Below are 16,811 nucleotides of genomic sequence, written 5' to 3' on the forward strand. Positions count from 1 at the left end.
GGGTGGTCAGAGGGTGTTCGGCTCGAACGAGAAGAAGAGGACGTTGGCGCGCTCCATCTGCGGGTTCCGGCGGACCATGTCGTCCTTGATCGCCAGGAACGCGTCGCTGCGGGTGCATCCGGCGGGCGGGGTCCAGGTGCCGTGGGCACTGACCGACCCGAAGCCGGGCATCTGTAGGGTCATGACCCAGTGGTGACTGCCCTGGTGGGACGCCGGGGCAGGGGTGGTCTCGACCGTCTGGGCGGTGGTGTTGGGCATGGCGGTCCTCTCAGGTGGTCGCGGTGGGGTGAGTGGTCAGTACCGGGAGTAGGGCAGGGCGCGGCACGTCTCGGCGTGCTGCTGCGCCCACTTCCGGGCGGCGTCGATGACGGGCTGGGCGGCCGGGGCGGTCTCGTCGGCGTCGCCGTCCAGGAGGAACTCGCCGGTCGCCGGGACCTCGTGGACCGGGTCGGCGCAGCCGTGGCCGGTGCAGCGGACCGTGGCCGCGAACTTCACCGTGTTCTCCCGCTCGGTCAGGCCGACCTTCTTCCAGCGCCGGGAGAACACGATGTTCAGGTCGGTCTCGACGGTGGCGCCGGCGACGGCCTGAAACTTGCCGATCAGGTGGTTGTCGGTGCGGTTCTCGCTGAGGATCGTGCGGCCCCTGCTCAGGTGCCGGCGCTGGTCACGGATCTCGTCCTTGACGGTCTCGATGGGGTTCGGGGCGGTCTGGGAGTGCATGGCTGGCCTTCCAGGTGCGGTCGCGGGTGGGGGGCCCGGCCCGTTGCCGGGCCCCGGGGTGGTGCGTGCCGTACGGGGTGGGTCAGATGCCGTCGATGAGGGCGGCGGCCTCACTGGGGTGGTCGCGCGGGGCGTACTCAGCGGTCTCGTACGCGTACTGCTCGCCGCGCCGCTGCACCGACTTCGCGGTCTCCGCGTCGAGCGTGCGGAGCGCCGGGTTCGAGTCCGGGTTGGTCAGCCGCTGGACGAGGAGGCCGAGGGCGGCGAGGACGTCGGTGCCGGTCCCGGCGACGCTGGTGATGACGGTCTGCGTCTTGTCGGCCGTCAGCCGGTCGACGGCCAGGAGCCGGATCCCGTCGCGGATCATGTCGATCCCCGGGTGGATCCCCGCCAGGTCGTCCAGGACACCGGCAAGGTCGTCGTCGAGGGGCGGGACCGCGTTGTCGGCGGTGTGCACCGGGGCCGCCTCACCGGGGATGTGGCGCCAGGGGTAGTTCGTCATCACTCGCCCCCGTCAAGGTCGCCGGTGACGAGCTGCTCGAACGCGGCGGCCGCACGACCCGGAACCTCGGAGGCGAGGACGTCGTCGAGGAGGTCCAGCGGGTCGAGGGAGTCGAAGAAGGCGTCGATCTCGGCGACGAGAATCGGATCGGGGGTGTCTCCCCCGCGCTGCGCCTTCACGCCGCCACCTGCTTCGGGGCCGTCGCGGCGGTCGGGGCGGGGGCGAACTGCTGGCAGTTGCCGGGGCACAGCCAGCTGTCGCAGAACAGGCAGCGCTCGTTGTACGACACGTGCGGGGCGAGGAGGAGTACCGGCTGCTGCTCGTAGCTGGGCTTCATCTCAGCCAGCGTGCGGCGCGCCGGGCGAACGGCGCGGGCCGTACGGGCCCGGCGCAGCGCCTCGTCGGCGTCGAAGGAGGGGTGGGTCATGGGGATGGTCCGGGTCGGACTCGTGCGATCCTGGCTCATAGCGGATCGGCCTCCTGATTGAGCAGGTAGGGCAGGTTCTGCATCAGGGCTCGGTGTTCGCGCACCGGGCCCTTCTTCATGCCGCGAGTGCGGCGACCTTGGGCTTGATCTGGCGGTTCTTCTCGTACGCCCGCACGTCGGAGAGCAGTACGCGGATGCCGGCCTTGCTGGTGCCGCGCCCCACGCGGATGGCGGGGAGGTCACCGGCCTCGACGGCGTCGTAGATGGTCGAGAGGCCGACGGCGAGGTACCCGGCGATCCACCTGACCGTGACGTACGGGGTCGAGGGCGGCGCAGACACCTCGGCGACGGCGGATTCCGTGGATTCCGTCGTTTCCATGAGCTCCACCTTAAGCGCTACGGACCCTAAGCGGCAAGCGCTTAAGGTGGCATACTGCTGAGAGCGGTAAGGAAGTAAGGTCGAACGCAACTAGTGAGCTTGGAGGTGTGCGCATGTCGGGCGACGCGTGGATCAGCGAAACAGCGCCTTACCTGGCCCCACGCGAGCAGGGGAAGCCCGACGCGTGGACCGAGGAGGCCGCCCGACGCGGGCGCAGCGGAGGGCAAACCCTTCTGCAGGTCGGCGAGGTGTCAGCGCCGGCACTCGTGCGGGCCGCACTGAACCTCGGGCCAGACGACCAGGTCGTCGTGCGGAGCCGCCTGATCCTGCTGGACGGGCACCCCGTGGAGATCGCCCGGTCGTACTACCCCGTCGCGGTCGCGCGCGGCACTCGGCTTGCCGACCCACGCAAGATCCCGGGTGGCGCGGTCAGCCTTCTGCGCGACCTCGGGTTCTCGAGCGGCTCTGTCCTCGAGGACGTTAGCGCCGGCCTGGCCGATCCCGAGGAGCGCGAACATCTGGCGCTCCCCGAGGGGAGCGCGGTTCTGCGCCTGCTCCGTACGACCACCACGGCAGAAGGAGTGCCCTTCGAGGCCTCCTGGATGACCATGCCGGCCGACCGGCACCTCACGTACCGACTTGGGAAGTAGGACCGATGGCGAGGGAGTTCAAGGACCCCAGATCCCCGCACCAGAAGATCGCGGCCGAGGTTCGGCGGCAGATCACGCGTGGAGACCTCGAGCCCGGCAGCAAGCTCGGATCCACGGCGGAGCTGATGGAGCAGTACGGCGGCGTCGCCAACACGACGATCCAGAAGGCGCTCCAGATGCTCAAGGCGGAGGGACTTCTCGAGGGCATGCCGGGAAAGGGCGTGTTCGTACGCCAGCACGCGCAGCAGCCGATCGAGCCGGTCACCTTCATGAAGCCAGCCGAGCCCGGAGAGCCGTACCCCTGGATGACGGAGGCGGCGAAGCGGCAGCAGGTAGGCCGGTCGCAGCTCCTCGATGTTGAGGTCGTGCGCCCGCCGAAGGAAGTCGCTGAGGCTCTCGAGCTGGAGGACGGTGAGCAGGCCGTGTTGCGTAAGCAGGTCCTGTTCCTGGACGACGAGCCCACGGAGCTGACCCGCTCGTACTACCCGCTCGGCCTGGCCGAGGGAACTCAGATGCTGGAGAAGAAGCGGATCCGCGGGGGGACGCCTGCTCTGCTCAACTCCTTGGGGTTCCCGCCTCGGGAGTTCGTGGACGAACTGTCCGCGGAGATTCCCACCGAGGAGGAAGTGGCAGCCCTTGAGCTCCCCAAGGACATGCCCGTCCTCGTGGCGTTCAGGGTGGTCTACTCCGATGATCGACGCCCCATCGAGGTGACGCTGATGACGAAGGCTGCGCACCGGTACCGGATGCGGTACAGGATTCCGGTGTAGCCGAGAGGCATCTCCAGCCAACTGGTTCAGCGCAGACCTTAAGGGTTCTGCGCTTACAGTGATAGCGTCGAAGAGGTAAGCGACCGGGAGGTCGATGACGTAGATCGAACGCCTGCGCCTGCAGGCAGAAAGCGGCCGACCGGTCATCACCCCGGTCGACCGCCCTTATGGCCGCTGTCCTGCGAAGACGTAACGCGGCCACGTGAACCACTCCCATCAGAAGGGTTCGCCATGAGCCTACTAGTGAGACTCACCAGCGCGAAGTGCAGCGCCCTGAAAGCGGTGCTGCCGTGACGACCAAGAACAACCTGCCGCCCGCCGTGACGTTCCAGAGCGGGGCCGCCCTCCTCATGCAGCTGGGCATCGTGGACCGCATCACCCACCAGGGCGTCCGGCACATTGCCGAGACCGACCCCCAGTGGCCGTTCGGCGACGGCCGCGAGCACCCCTACTGGACGCTCGCCAACGCCACCGTCATGGCCACCGAGCCGTTCCTGGACTTCTTCCGGGAGCGCGGGCGCGCGAGGCAGATCAGACGTACGTGATGCTCCCGGACTGGGCGGCGCTGCCACCTGGCCCCGGACACGCCGAAGGCCGGCGAGTTCACAGCTCAACCGGCCTTCCAAGCACACCAGCGGGTTGCACCCCGCTGCATCGAACGCTCCACCCTCACCTAAGAGCGAGGTCGTCCATGACCAAGAGCGTACCGGGCCCGGCGGGTCCGGCAAGTAGTACCCCCGCCGCCAGCACCCAAGTGGCCGGGGGTGTCGCATGAGCTACGGCCCTGAGGTTCGCCGCGGCGGCAACCTGCCGTTCGGCATGTTCTGCGCCCAGTGGATGTGCGATCCGCGGTACTCCGCGAACGCGCGCACCCTGTACGGGATCCTCATCACCTACGCGGACACCCAGGCGCGGCACACCGCCATGGGGAAGCCCTACCGGCGGGAGCTGGCACGCCAACTCGGGGTGTCGCTGTCGACCCTGGACCGCACCCTCCTGGAACTCGAAGTCGGCGGCCTCATCCGGATCGAGGAGCGGAAGAACCCGGAGAACCCGCTCGACAACGACGCCAACGTCTACCACCTACTCGACGCACCGCTGATGTGGCAGGGCAACGGAACGTGGATCGACCCGCTCGGGCCGGGGGTGAAGGCTGCCGACGTGGCCAAGCAAGTGACCGAGGCGCGCCGTGCCGACAAGCGCGAGGCAGGCGAGGTAAGGAAGGGCGGCGTGGCCAAGGGAATCAGCACGAAAGCGGTCAAAGCGGCAAGGGAAGCGGCCGCGCTCGAGGAGGGGGGTAGCAGCACCCATGCTGCTACCCCTGGCAGCACCCATGCTGCGAGGGTGGCAGCACCGGTGCTGCCCAATATCCAGAGCCCTGTCCAGACGCCTTCTCCAGACCCGGATGCCCCTTCGGGGCGTAGCCCCGCTGGATGCCGTCAGGCCTCTACAGGTAGTAGGGAGCCAGGCGTGAGCGGCTCCGCCGCGTCCGGCAGGAAGCCAGCTCGGTTGTCGAAGGCGCAGCGGGACCAGGTGCAGGCCGTACGGGCGCTCCTTCCCCGCGAGCTCGACGAGGCGCTCGGCGCCCGGACGCCGCCGAACGTGGCCGCGGCCGTGCTGACCGCGCTCGCGGTCGGTGAGGCGAGGGAGCGGACGGTGGAGCAGCTCGTCGAGCACCGGGTGCTGCCCCGGTGGAACGGGTACTGGGCGTCGAAGTTCTTCGCCGGTGAGCTGCCGGAGCAGCCGTACGGGCCGCTGCTGGCGATGGTGAAGGACACCGCCGAGTGCGGCAGTCTCTCCTGCGACGACCGGGTCGACATCCACACCGGCCTGCCGTGCACTGCATGTGCGACCCGGGCGCAGGACCAGCGGGCCGACCGCGACGAGCCGAAGGACCATCCTCCCCTCATCGACGAGCCCCCCGTTTTTCCAGCGCAGCGGGATCGAGTCGTCGTGGACCACTCGGTCGGCCTCCGGCCCGAGTGCGGTGACTGCGGGAGGCCGTTCGCCGCCGAGACCACCGAGACGCTGTGCACGGAGTGCCGCCCCAGCAACGTCCTGGCGCCGTTCTGACCCCGGGTGGCGTACAGCTGTCACCGCGGTACGCCACCCGGTCCTTCCGACGCCTTGCTCCAACCGAGGTGGCCGCGCCGTCGGACCGACACCTCGCCGTCCTAACCGCCGTTCAACAGCCGGGCGCGCAGGGCCGCCCGGTGCTTCGCGGCCCGCCCCGAAGCCGTGACACCTCCTGGAGGACCTATGGGCCGCAATCGGCCGAACAAGCCCCGCCGCGACAAGGCGCCCCGCCAGCGCGGCTACACCCTGCAGGAACTTCAGCCTCCAGGCGAGGACTACAAGGAATGGATCGAGGTGCCCTCCGGGCTGGACACCTCGAAGATCAACGATCCGCAGATTGGCGCCGAGGAGATCGACTTCCTTCACCGGCTGGCACGGCTGGCCCCGGTCTACGGCAGCAACGTCCCCGTGGCCGGCATCGTCCTCGACACGGTGATCGACACCGGGCAGCTCCCGATCTACAGCGGTGAGGGCACCGGCAGGCTGATCCCGCTTCAGCAGGTCGCTGCTGCGTACCCCGAGTTCGACTCCGAGAGTGTCCGCGAGTCCATCCACCGCCTGCACGCCGCGGGCGCATTCCTGGTGGTCTCGGACGCCGAGACCGAGTTGTCCCTCGTGCGCTTCGTGTCGAGGAAGCCCGAGCATCCTGGAGATCCTTGGGGGTTCATCGACGACAAGTCCGTTCCGGCCGCGACGACCTGTGTGCCCACCGAGATGTGGGACGAGCTGCCGCTAAGCGTGGCCACAGCCGTTCTCTACCTCCGCTCGTGCGAGTCTCGGCTGGAGGAACCGGCTCCGAAGGACCTGCTGCGCTTCGACGAGGTCGAGAGCCTGGAGCAGGCCCAGGAGCTGTGGGACAAGGCACACGATTCGGGCTACGTCGACTACAAGGGCTGCGAGGCGTGCCCCACCGGGCACCTGTGCACCCGGCGTGACGACTAGGCCAGCGCGGCGCGGCCAGCCTGAGTGGCTTCCATGAGGTCTGGCCGCTCCCCGTTCGCCGGATGCACAATCCGGATCAGCTCGGCGTCGTGGAGGTCGATCATGGCGCGGTAGAGCCCGAACTGCTTCTCCTGCCACACCACCCGACGTGGGTCATCCTCAGCCGCGCTCCGCTCGAAGTTCGGCGGGTGGATGGTGTGGAAGAAGCTCGAGGCGGCTACCGGCTCCGGAGACCGCGCGATCATGCCCAGCAGCTTCAGCTCGTCTGCGTTCAACGTCATGCCGGCAGCCTAGGGCTGCCACCTCAGGTCTCGTCGAGGGCGCGGCGTACGGCGGCCATGTAGTACTTGCGGGCTTTGACAATGGGCGCCACACCTTCCTCTCGGGTTGCGTAGCGGCCGTTCACAGCTACCGCGAACCGCAATGCGGCCTCGGCGACTTCCGGCGGCCCTTCAAGCTCGACCATCGCCTGCGCGTTCAGGAATTTTGCGGCCTGCTCGGGGTCCACTTGTACCTGCCAAGCCTGCCCCACCTCCAGGAGGTGGACGTACACCTGTCGCCGACGCTCGACCGCGCGGGCGCGGCGCTGTTCGTCGAGGGTGGCCTGGACGGTGGCGATCAGCGCGGCCGCCTGCGCCTGGCCGGCGGCTACGGTCGCGGCGGCTTGGCGATGGCCGGCCTTCCAGGTGAAGAACCCCGTCGTGATGCTGCCCAGGATGGCCGACCCGGCGGCGATCAGGGCGATCCCCCACTCACTCATACGGCGGATCCTGCCACGCTCGTGCGGTTGGCGGCCGGGTTGTCGGTGGGGCCCGCTACGGTGGTGGTGCATCAACCGGCCAGCCGCGTACTGCCGGTCGCCGCACACGCTCGCACCCACGCTGCGGGCAAGCCCCGAACTCGGGGGCGGCCAAGGTCTCCAGGGGCCCGCGTAGACGACTTCCGGCACGCCACCGTCCGTGTGCCGTCTCCTGCTGTGGCCCCTTGACGTATGGCCGGAGGAGCGTGGGTCCTGTCCGGCTGGGAGACGTCATGCCGAAGAACCAGTCCACCGCCGCGAAGCGCGCCCGCGCCGCCGCCCGGGACGGCGCCAAGTACACCGCCGCCCTCCGTGAGGCGCAGCCGTTCCGCGTGCCGCCCGGCCTGAGCGTCGTCGACGAGGAGGCGCTGTCCGAGGGCGAGCTCCTAGTCGTCGACGGGCTTCGCGCGCTCGCGGCCGCGGGCCGGCGGCTGCCGTACACGATGGCCGACCCGGATCCGGAAGTCCTCGAGGCAAAGCGGCGCGCCGAGGAGCAGGGGGTCAGCTCGTTGTGGCAGCGGTGGGCGTCGGTGGAGGCCGCCGTCGACGGATACGTGCTGCGGGAATCCCAGTACGGGCCGAACCGGTCCGGCTACTCCTCGACCGACCGCGGGCCCCGCGTGCCGGTGCCAGTCCTTACGGCTGACGGCTCGGTGACCGTGGTGGGGATGCCGGAGTGGGCTCGGCTGGAAGGCGTGCAGTGGGTGTGGGCGCACACCGGCTGGCCGGTCGACGAGCCCGGACGGATCGTGGACCCGCCGCAGACGTTCACGCCGGCGTCGGGACTGCGCTGGGAGGTCGCTGCCTGGTTGGACATGTCCCGGGACGGCCAGGTGCTGGGCGAGGACTACGGCGGCAGCGCGTCGGGGTGGCAGACCGTCGGCTGGTGCACCAGCAGGGAGGACGCCTGCCAGGTCGCCGCCGCGTATGCCGCGCCCGCGCACGACAGTCTGTTCAGCCGTGCCGACGTCGTCCAGCACGGGACCGACAACGGCATCGTCTCCGTCACCGTCGACACGTACCTGGCCGTCCCGGACGCCCCCGCGCGTCCTCGCCGCGGCGCTGCGGCGGGCCCGCGGCCAGCGTCCCCGGACCGGTCTGAGGTTCCCGAACCCGCTTGGTACCCGGGGGAGGAGCACCCGCCGAACTCTTCGTTGATCGTGTGGACCGGCACCGGGTGGCGGACGTTGATGTGGACGGACTTCCAGGCCGGGCACGCCGCGTCTGCGCTCGGGATCGGGGCTGGTGGCCCGTACGAGTGGGCCGAGGACTGGGGCCCGCGCCACCCCGACCGGGACCTGCACGACTGGACTCAGGAGGGCCGCGAGCTCCACAGCCGCTTCCCGGAGACCACGTACGCCGAGCGCACGGACCTGATCGACGGCTGGCGCCAGGCCAAGGAGGACGCCCTGCTGGACGCGGTCGCCGCCCGCGGTGGATTCACCCGCGAGCAGGCCGTCGCCCGGCTGCTCGAGGGCGGTGAGGAGTACCGCCAGGTCCTCGACGTGGGGCAAGCAACGATCGCCCGCGCCCTGCACACCGCCCGCCGGGCCCTGCCCGAAGGGCCCGAGCGGACCGCGATCCGGCACGTCCTCGACGACCTGATGGACCGCCATCTGCTGCCGACGGACGCCGAGCGGATCGCGAACGAGCAGCTCGACACCGAGGTCGAGAGCACCCGCTCCCCCGCGACCACCGCCTGGTGCCGCCGCGCGGTCGCCGAGTACGTCACCCCCGCGCCCGACCCGGTCGCGGCCGCGGTGGAGGGGTTCGCGCCGTAGGACGAGCCGTTCAGCACCCTGCGTCTGTCTGGATCTTCACCCGCCGTCGGTGGGCTCTGGAAAACTAGGCCCTGCCGACAACGACCCGGAGGGTATTGACCCGTGACCGACAAGACGCCCGCCCAGTACGCCGACCAGGCGGCCGAGGCGATCCGCGCGATCAACCATCTGACGATGAGCCCGCGTGACGGTTTCCAGTACCCCGGTGACGTGTACAGCCTCGTCGCCGGCCTGTCCCGCATGGCGATGATGCTGCCGCAGGCCCTGGAGCAGGCATCCCGCCTGATCGCCGACCTGAACGAGAGCGGTCATCTCCGTAGCGACAAGGACCAGCTCGAGCACGACCTCGGCGAGACGTTCCATGGCCTGGAGAAGGCCCGGATCGCGGCCGACCAGCTGTACGGCGGCCTGAACCGAGCGCACAGTGGTCTCGGACCGATCGCCTACAAGGACTGACCCCGGCCCGGCCCCCGTTCCGGGAGCAGCGCGTAGGCTGGCGGGCGACAGGAACGACGCCCCGGGGAGGCCCCTGTGACTGCACAACCCGAGTACACCGGCCCGCTGGGGCCGGTGCCACCCATGCGGACCCTCGCCGAGCTCCGGCAGGCCCTCACACGGCACGGCTTCCCCGGCGACCGGCAGAAGTTCGACACCGAACTCGACGCCGTCGACCTCGACGACCTCACCCGCGTCCGTGAGATCACCCAGGCGTACCGGCACCGGGTGCTGCTGCGGTGCGACCCGGAAGCGATGGCGGCCCTGATGCGCCCCACCGACGACGTCGCGGTCGAGCTGGGCCAGAAGCTGGCCGAGAGGCACGCCCGGTGACCCACGCGTTCTACAGCGACGCCGCGGAGAAGATCCTGCGGGGCGACCTCAGCGTCGGCGAGCGGGCGAACGTCATGTCGGTGCGGGCCTCCCTCGAAGAGGACCCGGCCCCCGAGCACGCCCGCAGGCTGCCGGACGCCGACCCCACCTCGGAGTCGTACGCCATCGACCTGCTTCCCGAGCAGACCGGCGGACGCGGCATCACCATCGTCTACCGCTACAGCCGGGACCTGAACGCCGTGCTGATCCTCTGGCTCATCGCAGGCCCCTGACTCCTGCACCACCGAACGAACCCTTACAGAGACGCCCGGGCATTTGCAGCTTCTACAGGTCGATGAGGGCCCAGCGTCGGCGGCCGCCGTCCGTACGGTCGGTGTCGATGCCGCAGGAGTTCACGCCGAGGCCGGCGATCTGGTGCAGGAGGGTCTGGTCGTTGCTGGTGTGCTCGGGTTCGTGGGAGAGGACCAGGACGAGGGCTTGGTGGTCCTGGTCGGCGAGGTGAACGCTGAGCCGGCGGCCGCCCGCGTCGGCGGCGGCGCGGACGAGGGCTTCGGTGGCGGCAGGGAGGGCGTGGTCCTGGAGGACCCGGTACCCCCAGGCGGTCGTCTTCTCCACGACGGCCCGGGCGGCTTTCGGCCCTGACCATGCTGCGGCCTCGTATGTCCAGTTCGCTGCCCGCCGGTTCGCGATCCTTGCGCGGAGCCGGGGCTGGACGAGGACGCTCTTCTTGCCCTTCCCGGTGTCGATGGCCGGCCGGGGGGCCTCCACGGGCTTCTTCGGCGGCGGTGGGGTCTTGGGCGGGTAGTCCGGGCGGTGCGGATGGTCCTCGTTGTGGATTGACGTCATGTCAGCCTCCCCGCGGCCGGGTCACGGCCCGTCCGGGCCGTCTGTCCATCGTAGAGCTGAGGCGGGATCGTGTGGGCTCCTTCGGCAGTCGCGGTCTGGCTCGCCCAGCTACAGCGCTTGAAACAGCACCGCGCGCCAGGTCATGCCGTGGGCTGCCCGTTGCTCGGTGAGCTGTTCAGCCACGGCTTCTGGTCGACCGTCCCCCACCAGTCGTACAGTTCCTCGCTGCGATCCCGGTACGTGCGCTCGTTCAGCCGTGGTGTCGTTGCTGCCCTGACGGGCCGGTTGGCGTCGTTGTGGCTGTACACGAGGAGTTGCACAAGCGCGACAACCTCAGCCGCAGACATCGGCTTGTCGATGACGAAGTCGCGGGAGTCGACCCGGCGGGCGCCTGTGTCCTTGAGAAGGCCGGCGACGGTGAGGAAGTCCTCGAAGAATCCGAGCTTCAGCTTCACGGCGGGCGTGGTGTCTGTCATGGCAGGAGCGTAGGAGCGGTACAGGGCCTGCCCTGGGGATCTACCGGCTGCCGCGCTCCCTACGCTCGCGCGAGCGTAGCGCGCCTAGGACGCAGGTCACATCGGGCTGGTCTCGTTCGGGTGATCTACCAGAGCCTCGCGGGAGTTGATGCACCCCCGGAACCCCATATCCCATTGCGCGCGCAATGGGATATGGGGTAGGGTGGGGGCACCCCGAAGACGCCACAGACCCGGGGGAATACCGCGCCGAAACCGCGCAACGCTAGAACCCTGCCCCTTCCCGAGGAGCCAGCACATGCCCGAAACCAGGACCCAGCACTGGACCCGCCGCAGCCGCGAGCTGAACAAGCAGGCGAAGGCCCAGCTCTGCACGCTCTACCGCAGCCTCGGAGGACTCGGAGGCATCCACCCCCCGGAGAAGTGGCGCAAGGACGAGGTCGTCACCTCCATCACCGACATGGAGTGGTCCCGCCTGCCCGAGGAGTTGAAGGCGCCCGACCCGGTACACCTCACCCCGCCCTGCGACGTGTGCGGCAAGGGCGAAGGAGCACCCGCCCACGAGTACGGCGGCGAGCACAACTACACGACCACCCACGACCCCGACAAGCAGTGGGTCCCGTATCGGGAGGACGACCAGGTCGAGGCGGCCGGATCCCTGTGACCTCCCACCTGGCCACGCCCGCGAGCCCGAACGGTTGCCGCTGGTGCGGCATCGACCAGCGCACCCACGCACGCCAGTACACCGAGCAGGCCGGGTGGCACGCCTACCAGGCGCCCACCCAGGAGCAGGTCAAGACCCGGATGCGTGCCCGCCGCACCCCGCAGGCCTGACCGAACACCGCCACGAGAACCCGGGAGGCCGCGCAGTGACCGTTCCCCTGCTCCCGCCCACCACCGGCAGCACCGTCGCCCTCAACGTCGAAGCCCTCACGACCGGGCCACGGTTCCTCCGCACCCGCAGCATGTCCCGCTGGCACCGCCCCCGCAGCGGCACCCGCCACGGCAACCGCGACTGCTACAGCGCCTGGTGCGGCTACGGCATAGGCAGCAGCGACCGCGCCCCCGCCCTGACTGCCGAGGAAATCCCCGACGGGGAGCTGGTGTGCGCCACATGCGAAGGACGCGCGATCGGCGCCGGCCAAGAACAGCAGAACCCCGACGGCCGGCAACTCGTCTTCGGCCCCCGGGAACTCCAGCCGCCGAAGACGTGCCCCGGCTCCCGCCGCGCCCTCTACGCCCCGCTCCCCGGCGGCACGACAGCCCGCTGCCTGATCTGCTCCGACATCCACCCCGTACGCGCCATGGGCGGCCCCTACAACCCGCGCACCGCCATCACCCAGCACCCGCCCGGCCCCGGCCTCGTCCAGCCGTGCCCCTTCCACCGCTGGCGACAGCCCACCGTCACCAACAACACCGTCCACTGCACCTGCGGCCGCCCCATGCCCACCCCGTGAGGACAAGTCCAGTGCCCAGCTTCTTCGAACCCTGCAACCCCTTCGAGCCGGCCAACGAGCCCGACGCCACTGAGTACGGCTGCACATGCCCCACCCCCGACGACCAGTACCTCCTGGAGATCGATGAGGGAAGCGTTCTGCTCACCCACAAGGCCTGCGGGAAGTCGCCGCGCGGCGACTGGTGGCAGGACAGCTCGTCGCTCATGCAAGTACCCGTCACGATCACCTCCGTCCCGTACGGAGCGTGCGACGGGTCCGAATGGCACGGAGAGCACCGGTGCGACTGCGGACGCGTCGCCGTCGTCGAGATCAATGACCGCGCGGTGATGCACAGCGGGAAGCCGTATCTGATTGGCCGCGACTACGCAGACCGTGAAGGTGCCTTGTGGCGCATCACCGACACTCACGACCGCGCCGGGAACCCGCTCGTCTTCCTCCTGCCTGAAGGCGCGGGCGAGCCAGCACTACTGAGCGAGATCGCAGAGGACTACGGACCTCTCACCCTTACCCCGACCGCCGAGGAGCCGACCCCGTGACGACCCACTCCGGCCCGCACCCGGGCGGCTTCGGCGACACCGAGCACAAGGGCCTCCTCGAGGACTGCACCTACCCCGACTGTGAGGCCCGCGTCCGCGAGAACAGCGGCCACGATGGCGACGACCGGTGGGGCGTGTATTGCCCGCACGGCCAGAAGATCGTGGAACGCGACCCCAACCCGCCCGACAACACCTACGACGCCGGCCGGATCGTCGACCCGTGGCCCTGCCTCGAACCCGACTGCACCCGCGAACGGTTCGAAGACCAGGAGCGGCAGACCGAGGACGACTACTGGGCCTCCCTCATGGAAGAGGTGAGCCAGTGGTGACCACGATCCTCGCCGCGGCAGCGGCCGCTTTCACCATCGGGTACGTCGCAGGCCGCACTGCCCCCGGCCCCCGACTTCTGTCCTGGGCCGAGGGTCACGCCCGAGGCGGCTGGCGGAACCCTGCGAACTGGGCCGCCCAGGCCATCTTCGCCGTCGCCCTCGCGTTCATGTGGACGGTCCACCCGCGCCGATCCCTCGCGAACGTCCGCTCGTGGCGGGAAGCGGCCCGCCGCGAAGCCGAACCCGCCCCGCCACTCCGTATGCGCCGTATCGCCCCGGACCCCAAGGAGCCGACTCCGTGACCACTCAGCCGCTCGGCCTCAACGAGCTCCTCGCCGCCACACCAGTCCCGCCTGGAGAGGAGGCCTACACCTCCCAGATCGGCATCTACTGCGACGACTGCTCCACCACGGTCCTCGGCGACTACATCGTCCACTCCGGCATGACGCAGAACGAGCGCTACGGCGTCGCCCGCCGCCACCTCACCGACAACGCGGGCTGGGACTGCGGCGCGGCCGGCGACCTCTGCCCGAACTGCAAGGGCGACGAGCCGGGCATGTGTCCGGCCTGCGACACGGCCGCCATCGAACGCTGCACCGCCTGCAACCGCTGCCGCTGCGACCGGCACGACGACTGCCAGCCCACCACCTGAGGAGCCGCCGTGCACCGCACCGACCGCTTCCTGATCTCCCAGAAGCCGTTCGCGATCGACCTGTCCACCGTCCACGGTGAGCAGCACCCGCGCGGCGACCGTCACGCCTACAGCGGGTCGGCGAACGCCGTCTGGTTCCGCCGCCAGAACGGCGTCACCCGGGCCTGCCTCGGCTCGCTGATGCTCTGGCAGCACTACCTGCCCGGACCGCTCGACCTCACCGACCCGGTCGCGGTCCTGTCCGCCGACCTCGACGGCCGCTACGGCGGCACGTGCGACGGCCGGTGGGACGGCAAGAACTACTGGGGCGTCCAAGACCTCACCGTCATGCAGCAGCACCTCGACATCCTCCGCCCGATGCTCGCCGCCTACCCCGAACTCCCCGCCGGCTACGACGGCTGGTGGACGTTCCAGGTCCCGAAGGAGCCGACCCCGTGAACACCTCACTCGCCCTGGACGACCGCTCCACCACCGACACCTCCCCGCCCATGGAGGCCACCCACTACGGCATCCCCGTCGCAGCGTTCGGCGCCGAAGGCGCCATGCTCGCCCTCGGCCACCACACGCCCCGCCGCGCGCTCGCCGCGTTCAACCGGTACTCCCGGATCGAGCACGGCCTGCACAACCTCGCCGACGACCGCACCGCCACCGTCGACGACTGGCTCCCGTACATCCGCAACACGTGGGTCGTCTTCCGCACACCCGACCCGGCCCGCGGCGACGACACCGACTGCCTCTGGTACGCCGGCCCCGCCCTCGAGGGCACCCCGAACGCCCAGCCCGTCACCATCCTCGCCATCTGACCCCGAAGGAGACCGTCGAATGAGGGCCCTCACCGTGCGGCAGCCGTACGCCGACGCGATCGTCTGGGGTACGAAGCGCACCGAGAACCGCTCCCGCCCGATCCCCGCCGCCCACGTCGGCACCACGATCCTCATCCATGCCGCGAAGGAGCCACACGCCTCCGGCATCGTCGCCTCCGACTTCACCAGCGCGGCCTGGCCGGACGTTCGCGGCGCCATCCTCGGCACCGCCGTCCTCGACTCCTGCCACCAGGCCACCGACGACTGCTGCGCGCCGTGGGGGATGAGCGACCACTGGCACTGGGCCCTCCGCAACGCTCGGCCGCTCCCGCGCGCCATCCCAGCCACCGGGGCGCTCGGCCTGTGGACCCCGAGCGGCAACGTCCTGTACGACGTCCAGGTCCAGTTCTGGGAGCCCACCCCCACCGCACCGGCCGGAGGCACCGCGTGACCAGTCTCCGCGAGCGCATCGACGTCGCCCTGCGCACCACCCCCGCCACCGGCCACACCCACAAGGCCGGCCAGGAGAAGTGGGACCACCACCCGCGGCCCGGCGAGAAGGGCCATACCTACACGTACATCTGCGCGCTCTGCCGCCAGGACACCGAAGCCCTCACCAACGCGCTCGAGACCGTTCTCGCGGACGAGGTGGAGGCCGAGCAGGCCCGCCGCCAGGTCGCGCTGCGCACCTGCCTGTTCCCGGGCTGCATCAAGCAGTACGACGCGATCTCCCACATGGACGGCCGCGAGCCGCCGCGCCCCGAATGGTCGGGCGCGGGCTGGCACATTCTGAAGACCAACAGCGTGTTCACCGACGGCGGGCACCTCTGCCCGGCCCACGTCCCGATCGTCACCACCCACCTGCCCAAGCTCGTGAAGACGCTCAGCGGCCGCTACACCGTCGACTGCGCCTGCGGATGGATGCCGCCCGCGCAGCGCTGGCACCGCGTCGCCGCCGTCCTGTGGCAGGAACACCTCCTCACCGCCAACGGCGACCTCCCGGCCGCCCCGCCGCTCACCGACCCCGAGCACCGCATCCCGCTCGCCGAGCACACCGACGCCACTCTCGACGAGCTGTACGACCGGCTCTGGGACGCGGAGGGCGAGCTCGTCGACCGCCGCGACGCAGGCCAGGCCTTGTTCCGCTCGTGGAACGAGCAGCGAACCCTCCTGACCGACGGCGCCAGCCTCGCCGCAGGAGTGCACAACACGCTCCTCGTCCTCCGCAGCAGGATGAAGACCGACTCCCGCGACTGGGCCGCCAACCAGGCAGACGCCTGGCTGTACGCCGTCCTCATCGGCTGGGACTGCGAGCAGCAGCACGACCACACCGACGACTGCGCCCAGCTCCTCGAGGAGGTCGCGGCGAAGCACAGCTGGTCTGCGGAGCGCGTGGCCAGGATCCGGAAGTTCCGGGCCACGCTCGCGAAGGCCGGCCCGAACGGCGAGACCGACGCCGCAGCCGCCCGCGCAGTCGAGGAGAACTGACATGGGGCAGCACTGCACCTCGCGCACGTCCAGCAGGCGCCACCCGGGCCGAAGCGGAAGAAGAAGGGCGGCGGCGGAGACGACGGCTACGACCAGTTCGTCGCCAGCGTCTACCGCGACAAGCGGCAGACCTCCGAGTCCCGCGAGCTCATCCTGCTGATCGCATGGCTCCGGTACCGCGACCCCGACCGGCACACCACCGAAGCGCCGACCTGGGGGCGCGCCGGCGCCATCCTGGGCCGCTACACCCAGGGCGGCGTCGAGAAGCCACGCCTGGCCGACCTGCTCGCCGCCGACCGCCCCCGGTACGAACCCAACTACGCGACCGCCTCCTGGCAGCACCGCACCTGCGC

Annotated in this window: 30 protein-coding genes; 20 read left to right on the forward strand and 10 right to left on the reverse strand. The window is 70.2% G+C overall.

Annotation, left to right across the window (positions count from 1 at the left end):
• Positions 1–6: 6 nt before the first annotated feature.
• From AB0E14_RS19165 to AB0E14_RS19190, 6 genes are all read right to left on the reverse strand, one after another.
• The gene (locus AB0E14_RS19165) at positions 7–258 is read right to left on the reverse strand and encodes a hypothetical protein (RefSeq protein ID WP_362418897.1); all 252 of its coding nucleotides are present in this window, start codon (positions 256–258) and stop codon (positions 7–9) included.
• A gap of 36 nt (positions 259–294) precedes the next feature.
• On the reverse strand, positions 295–720 hold the full coding sequence (locus tag AB0E14_RS19170; RefSeq protein WP_362418900.1) for a hypothetical protein: 426 nt from the start codon (positions 718–720) through the stop codon (positions 295–297).
• Positions 721–802: 82 nt separating this feature from the next.
• Entirely contained in the window at positions 803–1,222 is a 420-nt protein-coding gene (locus AB0E14_RS19175) for a hypothetical protein (protein ID WP_362418903.1), read from the reverse strand.
• A complete protein-coding gene (locus tag AB0E14_RS19180; RefSeq protein ID WP_362418906.1) occupies positions 1,222–1,401 on the reverse strand; it encodes a hypothetical protein in 180 nt (59 codons plus the stop codon). The genes AB0E14_RS19175 and AB0E14_RS19180 overlap by 1 nt, the downstream gene beginning before the upstream one ends.
• A complete protein-coding gene (locus tag AB0E14_RS19185; protein WP_362418909.1) occupies positions 1,398–1,688 on the reverse strand; it encodes a hypothetical protein in 291 nt (96 codons plus the stop codon). Before AB0E14_RS19185 ends, AB0E14_RS19180 begins: the two co-directional genes overlap by 4 nt.
• 76 nt (positions 1,689–1,764) lie before the next feature.
• On the reverse strand, positions 1,765–2,028 hold the full coding sequence (locus AB0E14_RS19190) for an excisionase family DNA-binding protein (RefSeq protein ID WP_362418912.1): 264 nt from the start codon (positions 2,026–2,028) through the stop codon (positions 1,765–1,767).
• A gap of 113 nt (positions 2,029–2,141) precedes the next feature.
• On the opposite strand from AB0E14_RS19190, the gene AB0E14_RS19195 reads away from it, so the two are divergent.
• The 5 genes from AB0E14_RS19195 to AB0E14_RS19215 all read left to right on the forward strand — a co-directional run bounded on the left by AB0E14_RS19195 (position 2,142) and on the right by AB0E14_RS19215 (position 6,466).
• Positions 2,142–2,678, forward strand: coding sequence for a UTRA domain-containing protein (locus tag AB0E14_RS19195; protein ID WP_362418915.1), 537 nt, complete (start codon positions 2,142–2,144; stop codon positions 2,676–2,678).
• A 5-nt stretch (positions 2,679–2,683) separates the two neighbouring features.
• Positions 2,684–3,448: a GntR family transcriptional regulator gene (locus tag AB0E14_RS19200; RefSeq protein WP_362418917.1), complete on the forward strand. Its 765-nt coding sequence runs from the start codon at positions 2,684–2,686 to the stop codon at positions 3,446–3,448.
• Between the two features lie 290 nt (positions 3,449–3,738).
• A complete protein-coding gene (locus AB0E14_RS19205) occupies positions 3,739–3,993 on the forward strand; it encodes a hypothetical protein (RefSeq protein WP_362418919.1) in 255 nt (84 codons plus the stop codon).
• 226 nt (positions 3,994–4,219) lie between these two features.
• Positions 4,220–5,521 (forward strand): hypothetical protein, encoded by a 1,302-nt coding sequence (locus tag AB0E14_RS19210; protein ID WP_362418922.1) that lies wholly within the window; start codon positions 4,220–4,222, stop codon positions 5,519–5,521.
• 186 nt (positions 5,522–5,707) lie between these two features.
• The gene (locus tag AB0E14_RS19215; RefSeq protein ID WP_362418925.1) at positions 5,708–6,466 is read left to right on the forward strand and encodes a hypothetical protein; all 759 of its coding nucleotides are present in this window, start codon (positions 5,708–5,710) and stop codon (positions 6,464–6,466) included.
• Here AB0E14_RS19215 and AB0E14_RS19220 read toward each other — a convergent pair.
• Positions 6,463–6,747: a hypothetical protein gene (locus tag AB0E14_RS19220; protein ID WP_362418928.1), complete on the reverse strand. Its 285-nt coding sequence runs from the start codon at positions 6,745–6,747 to the stop codon at positions 6,463–6,465. The genes AB0E14_RS19215 and AB0E14_RS19220 overlap by 4 nt on opposite strands.
• A gap of 23 nt (positions 6,748–6,770) precedes the next feature.
• Positions 6,771–7,226: a hypothetical protein gene (locus AB0E14_RS19225; protein WP_362418932.1), complete on the reverse strand. Its 456-nt coding sequence runs from the start codon at positions 7,224–7,226 to the stop codon at positions 6,771–6,773.
• Between the two features lie 272 nt (positions 7,227–7,498).
• On the opposite strand from AB0E14_RS19225, the gene AB0E14_RS19230 reads away from it, so the two are divergent.
• From AB0E14_RS19230 to AB0E14_RS19245, 4 genes are all read left to right on the forward strand, one after another.
• Positions 7,499–9,046 carry a hypothetical protein gene (locus AB0E14_RS19230; RefSeq protein WP_362418935.1) on the forward strand — a complete coding sequence of 516 codons (1,548 nt, stop codon included), beginning with the start codon at positions 7,499–7,501 and terminating at the stop codon, positions 9,044–9,046.
• Positions 9,047–9,148: 102 nt separating this feature from the next.
• Positions 9,149–9,502 carry a hypothetical protein gene (locus tag AB0E14_RS19235; RefSeq protein ID WP_362418938.1) on the forward strand — a complete coding sequence of 118 codons (354 nt, stop codon included), beginning with the start codon at positions 9,149–9,151 and terminating at the stop codon, positions 9,500–9,502.
• A gap of 75 nt (positions 9,503–9,577) precedes the next feature.
• Positions 9,578–9,874, forward strand: a complete 297-nt coding sequence (locus tag AB0E14_RS19240; protein ID WP_362418941.1) for a hypothetical protein — start codon at positions 9,578–9,580, stop codon at positions 9,872–9,874.
• Complete coding sequence (locus AB0E14_RS19245) at positions 9,871–10,146, forward strand: hypothetical protein (protein WP_362418944.1); 276 nt, start codon at positions 9,871–9,873, stop codon at positions 10,144–10,146. The genes AB0E14_RS19240 and AB0E14_RS19245 overlap by 4 nt, the downstream gene beginning before the upstream one ends.
• 52 nt (positions 10,147–10,198) lie before the next feature.
• On the opposite strand, the gene AB0E14_RS19250 is transcribed toward AB0E14_RS19245, so the two are convergent.
• Together AB0E14_RS19250 and AB0E14_RS19255 are read right to left on the reverse strand one after the other, a co-directional pair.
• Entirely contained in the window at positions 10,199–10,720 is a 522-nt protein-coding gene (locus tag AB0E14_RS19250) for a hypothetical protein (RefSeq protein WP_362418946.1), read from the reverse strand.
• A 140-nt stretch (positions 10,721–10,860) separates the two neighbouring features.
• Positions 10,861–11,196 carry a hypothetical protein gene (locus AB0E14_RS19255; RefSeq protein WP_362418948.1) on the reverse strand — a complete coding sequence of 112 codons (336 nt, stop codon included), beginning with the start codon at positions 11,194–11,196 and terminating at the stop codon, positions 10,861–10,863.
• Positions 11,197–11,491: 295 nt separating this feature from the next.
• Between AB0E14_RS19255 and AB0E14_RS19260 the strand changes: the two genes are divergently transcribed.
• Genes AB0E14_RS19260 through AB0E14_RS19310 form a run of 11 tightly spaced genes read left to right on the forward strand, consistent with a single transcriptional unit; the run spans position 11,492 to position 16,458 of the window.
• Complete coding sequence (locus AB0E14_RS19260; RefSeq protein WP_362418951.1) at positions 11,492–11,857, forward strand: hypothetical protein; 366 nt, start codon at positions 11,492–11,494, stop codon at positions 11,855–11,857.
• The gene (locus AB0E14_RS19265) at positions 11,854–12,027 is read left to right on the forward strand and encodes a hypothetical protein (protein WP_362418954.1); all 174 of its coding nucleotides are present in this window, start codon (positions 11,854–11,856) and stop codon (positions 12,025–12,027) included. Before AB0E14_RS19260 ends, AB0E14_RS19265 begins: the two co-directional genes overlap by 4 nt.
• Positions 12,028–12,062: 35 nt before the next feature.
• Positions 12,063–12,650 (forward strand): hypothetical protein, encoded by a 588-nt coding sequence (locus AB0E14_RS19270; RefSeq protein ID WP_362418957.1) that lies wholly within the window; start codon positions 12,063–12,065, stop codon positions 12,648–12,650.
• Between the two features lie 11 nt (positions 12,651–12,661).
• Positions 12,662–13,186, forward strand: a complete 525-nt coding sequence (locus AB0E14_RS19275) for a phiSA1p31-related protein (protein ID WP_362418960.1) — start codon at positions 12,662–12,664, stop codon at positions 13,184–13,186.
• Positions 13,183–13,515: a hypothetical protein gene (locus AB0E14_RS19280; RefSeq protein WP_362418963.1), complete on the forward strand. Its 333-nt coding sequence runs from the start codon at positions 13,183–13,185 to the stop codon at positions 13,513–13,515. The genes AB0E14_RS19275 and AB0E14_RS19280 overlap by 4 nt, the downstream gene beginning before the upstream one ends.
• The gene (locus AB0E14_RS19285) at positions 13,512–13,817 is read left to right on the forward strand and encodes a hypothetical protein (protein WP_362418966.1); all 306 of its coding nucleotides are present in this window, start codon (positions 13,512–13,514) and stop codon (positions 13,815–13,817) included. Before AB0E14_RS19280 ends, AB0E14_RS19285 begins: the two co-directional genes overlap by 4 nt.
• Positions 13,814–14,167, forward strand: a complete 354-nt coding sequence (locus AB0E14_RS19290; RefSeq protein WP_362418969.1) for a hypothetical protein — start codon at positions 13,814–13,816, stop codon at positions 14,165–14,167. The genes AB0E14_RS19285 and AB0E14_RS19290 overlap by 4 nt, the downstream gene beginning before the upstream one ends.
• A gap of 9 nt (positions 14,168–14,176) precedes the next feature.
• Complete coding sequence (locus AB0E14_RS19295; protein ID WP_362418972.1) at positions 14,177–14,605, forward strand: hypothetical protein; 429 nt, start codon at positions 14,177–14,179, stop codon at positions 14,603–14,605.
• Positions 14,602–14,970, forward strand: coding sequence for a hypothetical protein (locus AB0E14_RS19300; RefSeq protein ID WP_362418975.1), 369 nt, complete (start codon positions 14,602–14,604; stop codon positions 14,968–14,970). Before AB0E14_RS19295 ends, AB0E14_RS19300 begins: the two co-directional genes overlap by 4 nt.
• Before the next feature lie 19 nt (positions 14,971–14,989).
• Positions 14,990–15,421: a hypothetical protein gene (locus tag AB0E14_RS19305; RefSeq protein WP_362418978.1), complete on the forward strand. Its 432-nt coding sequence runs from the start codon at positions 14,990–14,992 to the stop codon at positions 15,419–15,421.
• Positions 15,418–16,458, forward strand: a complete 1,041-nt coding sequence (locus AB0E14_RS19310) for a hypothetical protein (protein ID WP_362418981.1) — start codon at positions 15,418–15,420, stop codon at positions 16,456–16,458. Before AB0E14_RS19305 ends, AB0E14_RS19310 begins: the two co-directional genes overlap by 4 nt.
• Positions 16,459–16,811: the final 353 nt, after the last annotated feature.

The organism is Streptomyces sp. NPDC047981 (assembly GCF_040653315.1).
Lineage (GTDB): Bacteria > Actinomycetota > Actinomycetes > Streptomycetales > Streptomycetaceae > Streptomyces.

Coding starts and splice junctions, on each gene's coding strand:
- AB0E14_RS19165 (WP_362418897.1), bottom strand. CDS start 258: ATGCCCAACACCACCGCCCAGACGGTCGAGACCACCCCTGCCCCGGCG.
- AB0E14_RS19170 (WP_362418900.1), bottom strand. CDS start 720: ATGCACTCCCAGACCGCCCCGAACCCCATCGAGACCGTCAAGGACGAG.
- AB0E14_RS19175 (WP_362418903.1), bottom strand. CDS start 1,222: ATGACGAACTACCCCTGGCGCCACATCCCCGGTGAGGCGGCCCCGGTG.
- AB0E14_RS19185 (WP_362418909.1), bottom strand. CDS start 1,688: ATGAGCCAGGATCGCACGAGTCCGACCCGGACCATCCCCATGACCCAC.
- AB0E14_RS19190 (WP_362418912.1), bottom strand. CDS start 2,028: ATGGAAACGACGGAATCCACGGAATCCGCCGTCGCCGAGGTGTCTGCG.
- AB0E14_RS19195 (WP_362418915.1), top strand. CDS start 2,142: ATGTCGGGCGACGCGTGGATCAGCGAAACAGCGCCTTACCTGGCCCCA.
- AB0E14_RS19200 (WP_362418917.1), top strand. CDS start 2,684: ATGGCGAGGGAGTTCAAGGACCCCAGATCCCCGCACCAGAAGATCGCG.
- AB0E14_RS19210 (WP_362418922.1), top strand. CDS start 4,220: ATGAGCTACGGCCCTGAGGTTCGCCGCGGCGGCAACCTGCCGTTCGGC.
- AB0E14_RS19215 (WP_362418925.1), top strand. CDS start 5,708: ATGGGCCGCAATCGGCCGAACAAGCCCCGCCGCGACAAGGCGCCCCGC.
- AB0E14_RS19220 (WP_362418928.1), bottom strand. CDS start 6,747: ATGACGTTGAACGCAGACGAGCTGAAGCTGCTGGGCATGATCGCGCGG.
- AB0E14_RS19225 (WP_362418932.1), bottom strand. CDS start 7,226: ATGAGTGAGTGGGGGATCGCCCTGATCGCCGCCGGGTCGGCCATCCTG.
- AB0E14_RS19230 (WP_362418935.1), top strand. CDS start 7,499: ATGCCGAAGAACCAGTCCACCGCCGCGAAGCGCGCCCGCGCCGCCGCC.
- AB0E14_RS19250 (WP_362418946.1), bottom strand. CDS start 10,720: ATGACGTCAATCCACAACGAGGACCATCCGCACCGCCCGGACTACCCG.
- AB0E14_RS19255 (WP_362418948.1), bottom strand. CDS start 11,196: ATGACAGACACCACGCCCGCCGTGAAGCTGAAGCTCGGATTCTTCGAG.
- AB0E14_RS19260 (WP_362418951.1), top strand. CDS start 11,492: ATGCCCGAAACCAGGACCCAGCACTGGACCCGCCGCAGCCGCGAGCTG.
- AB0E14_RS19305 (WP_362418978.1), top strand. CDS start 14,990: ATGAGGGCCCTCACCGTGCGGCAGCCGTACGCCGACGCGATCGTCTGG.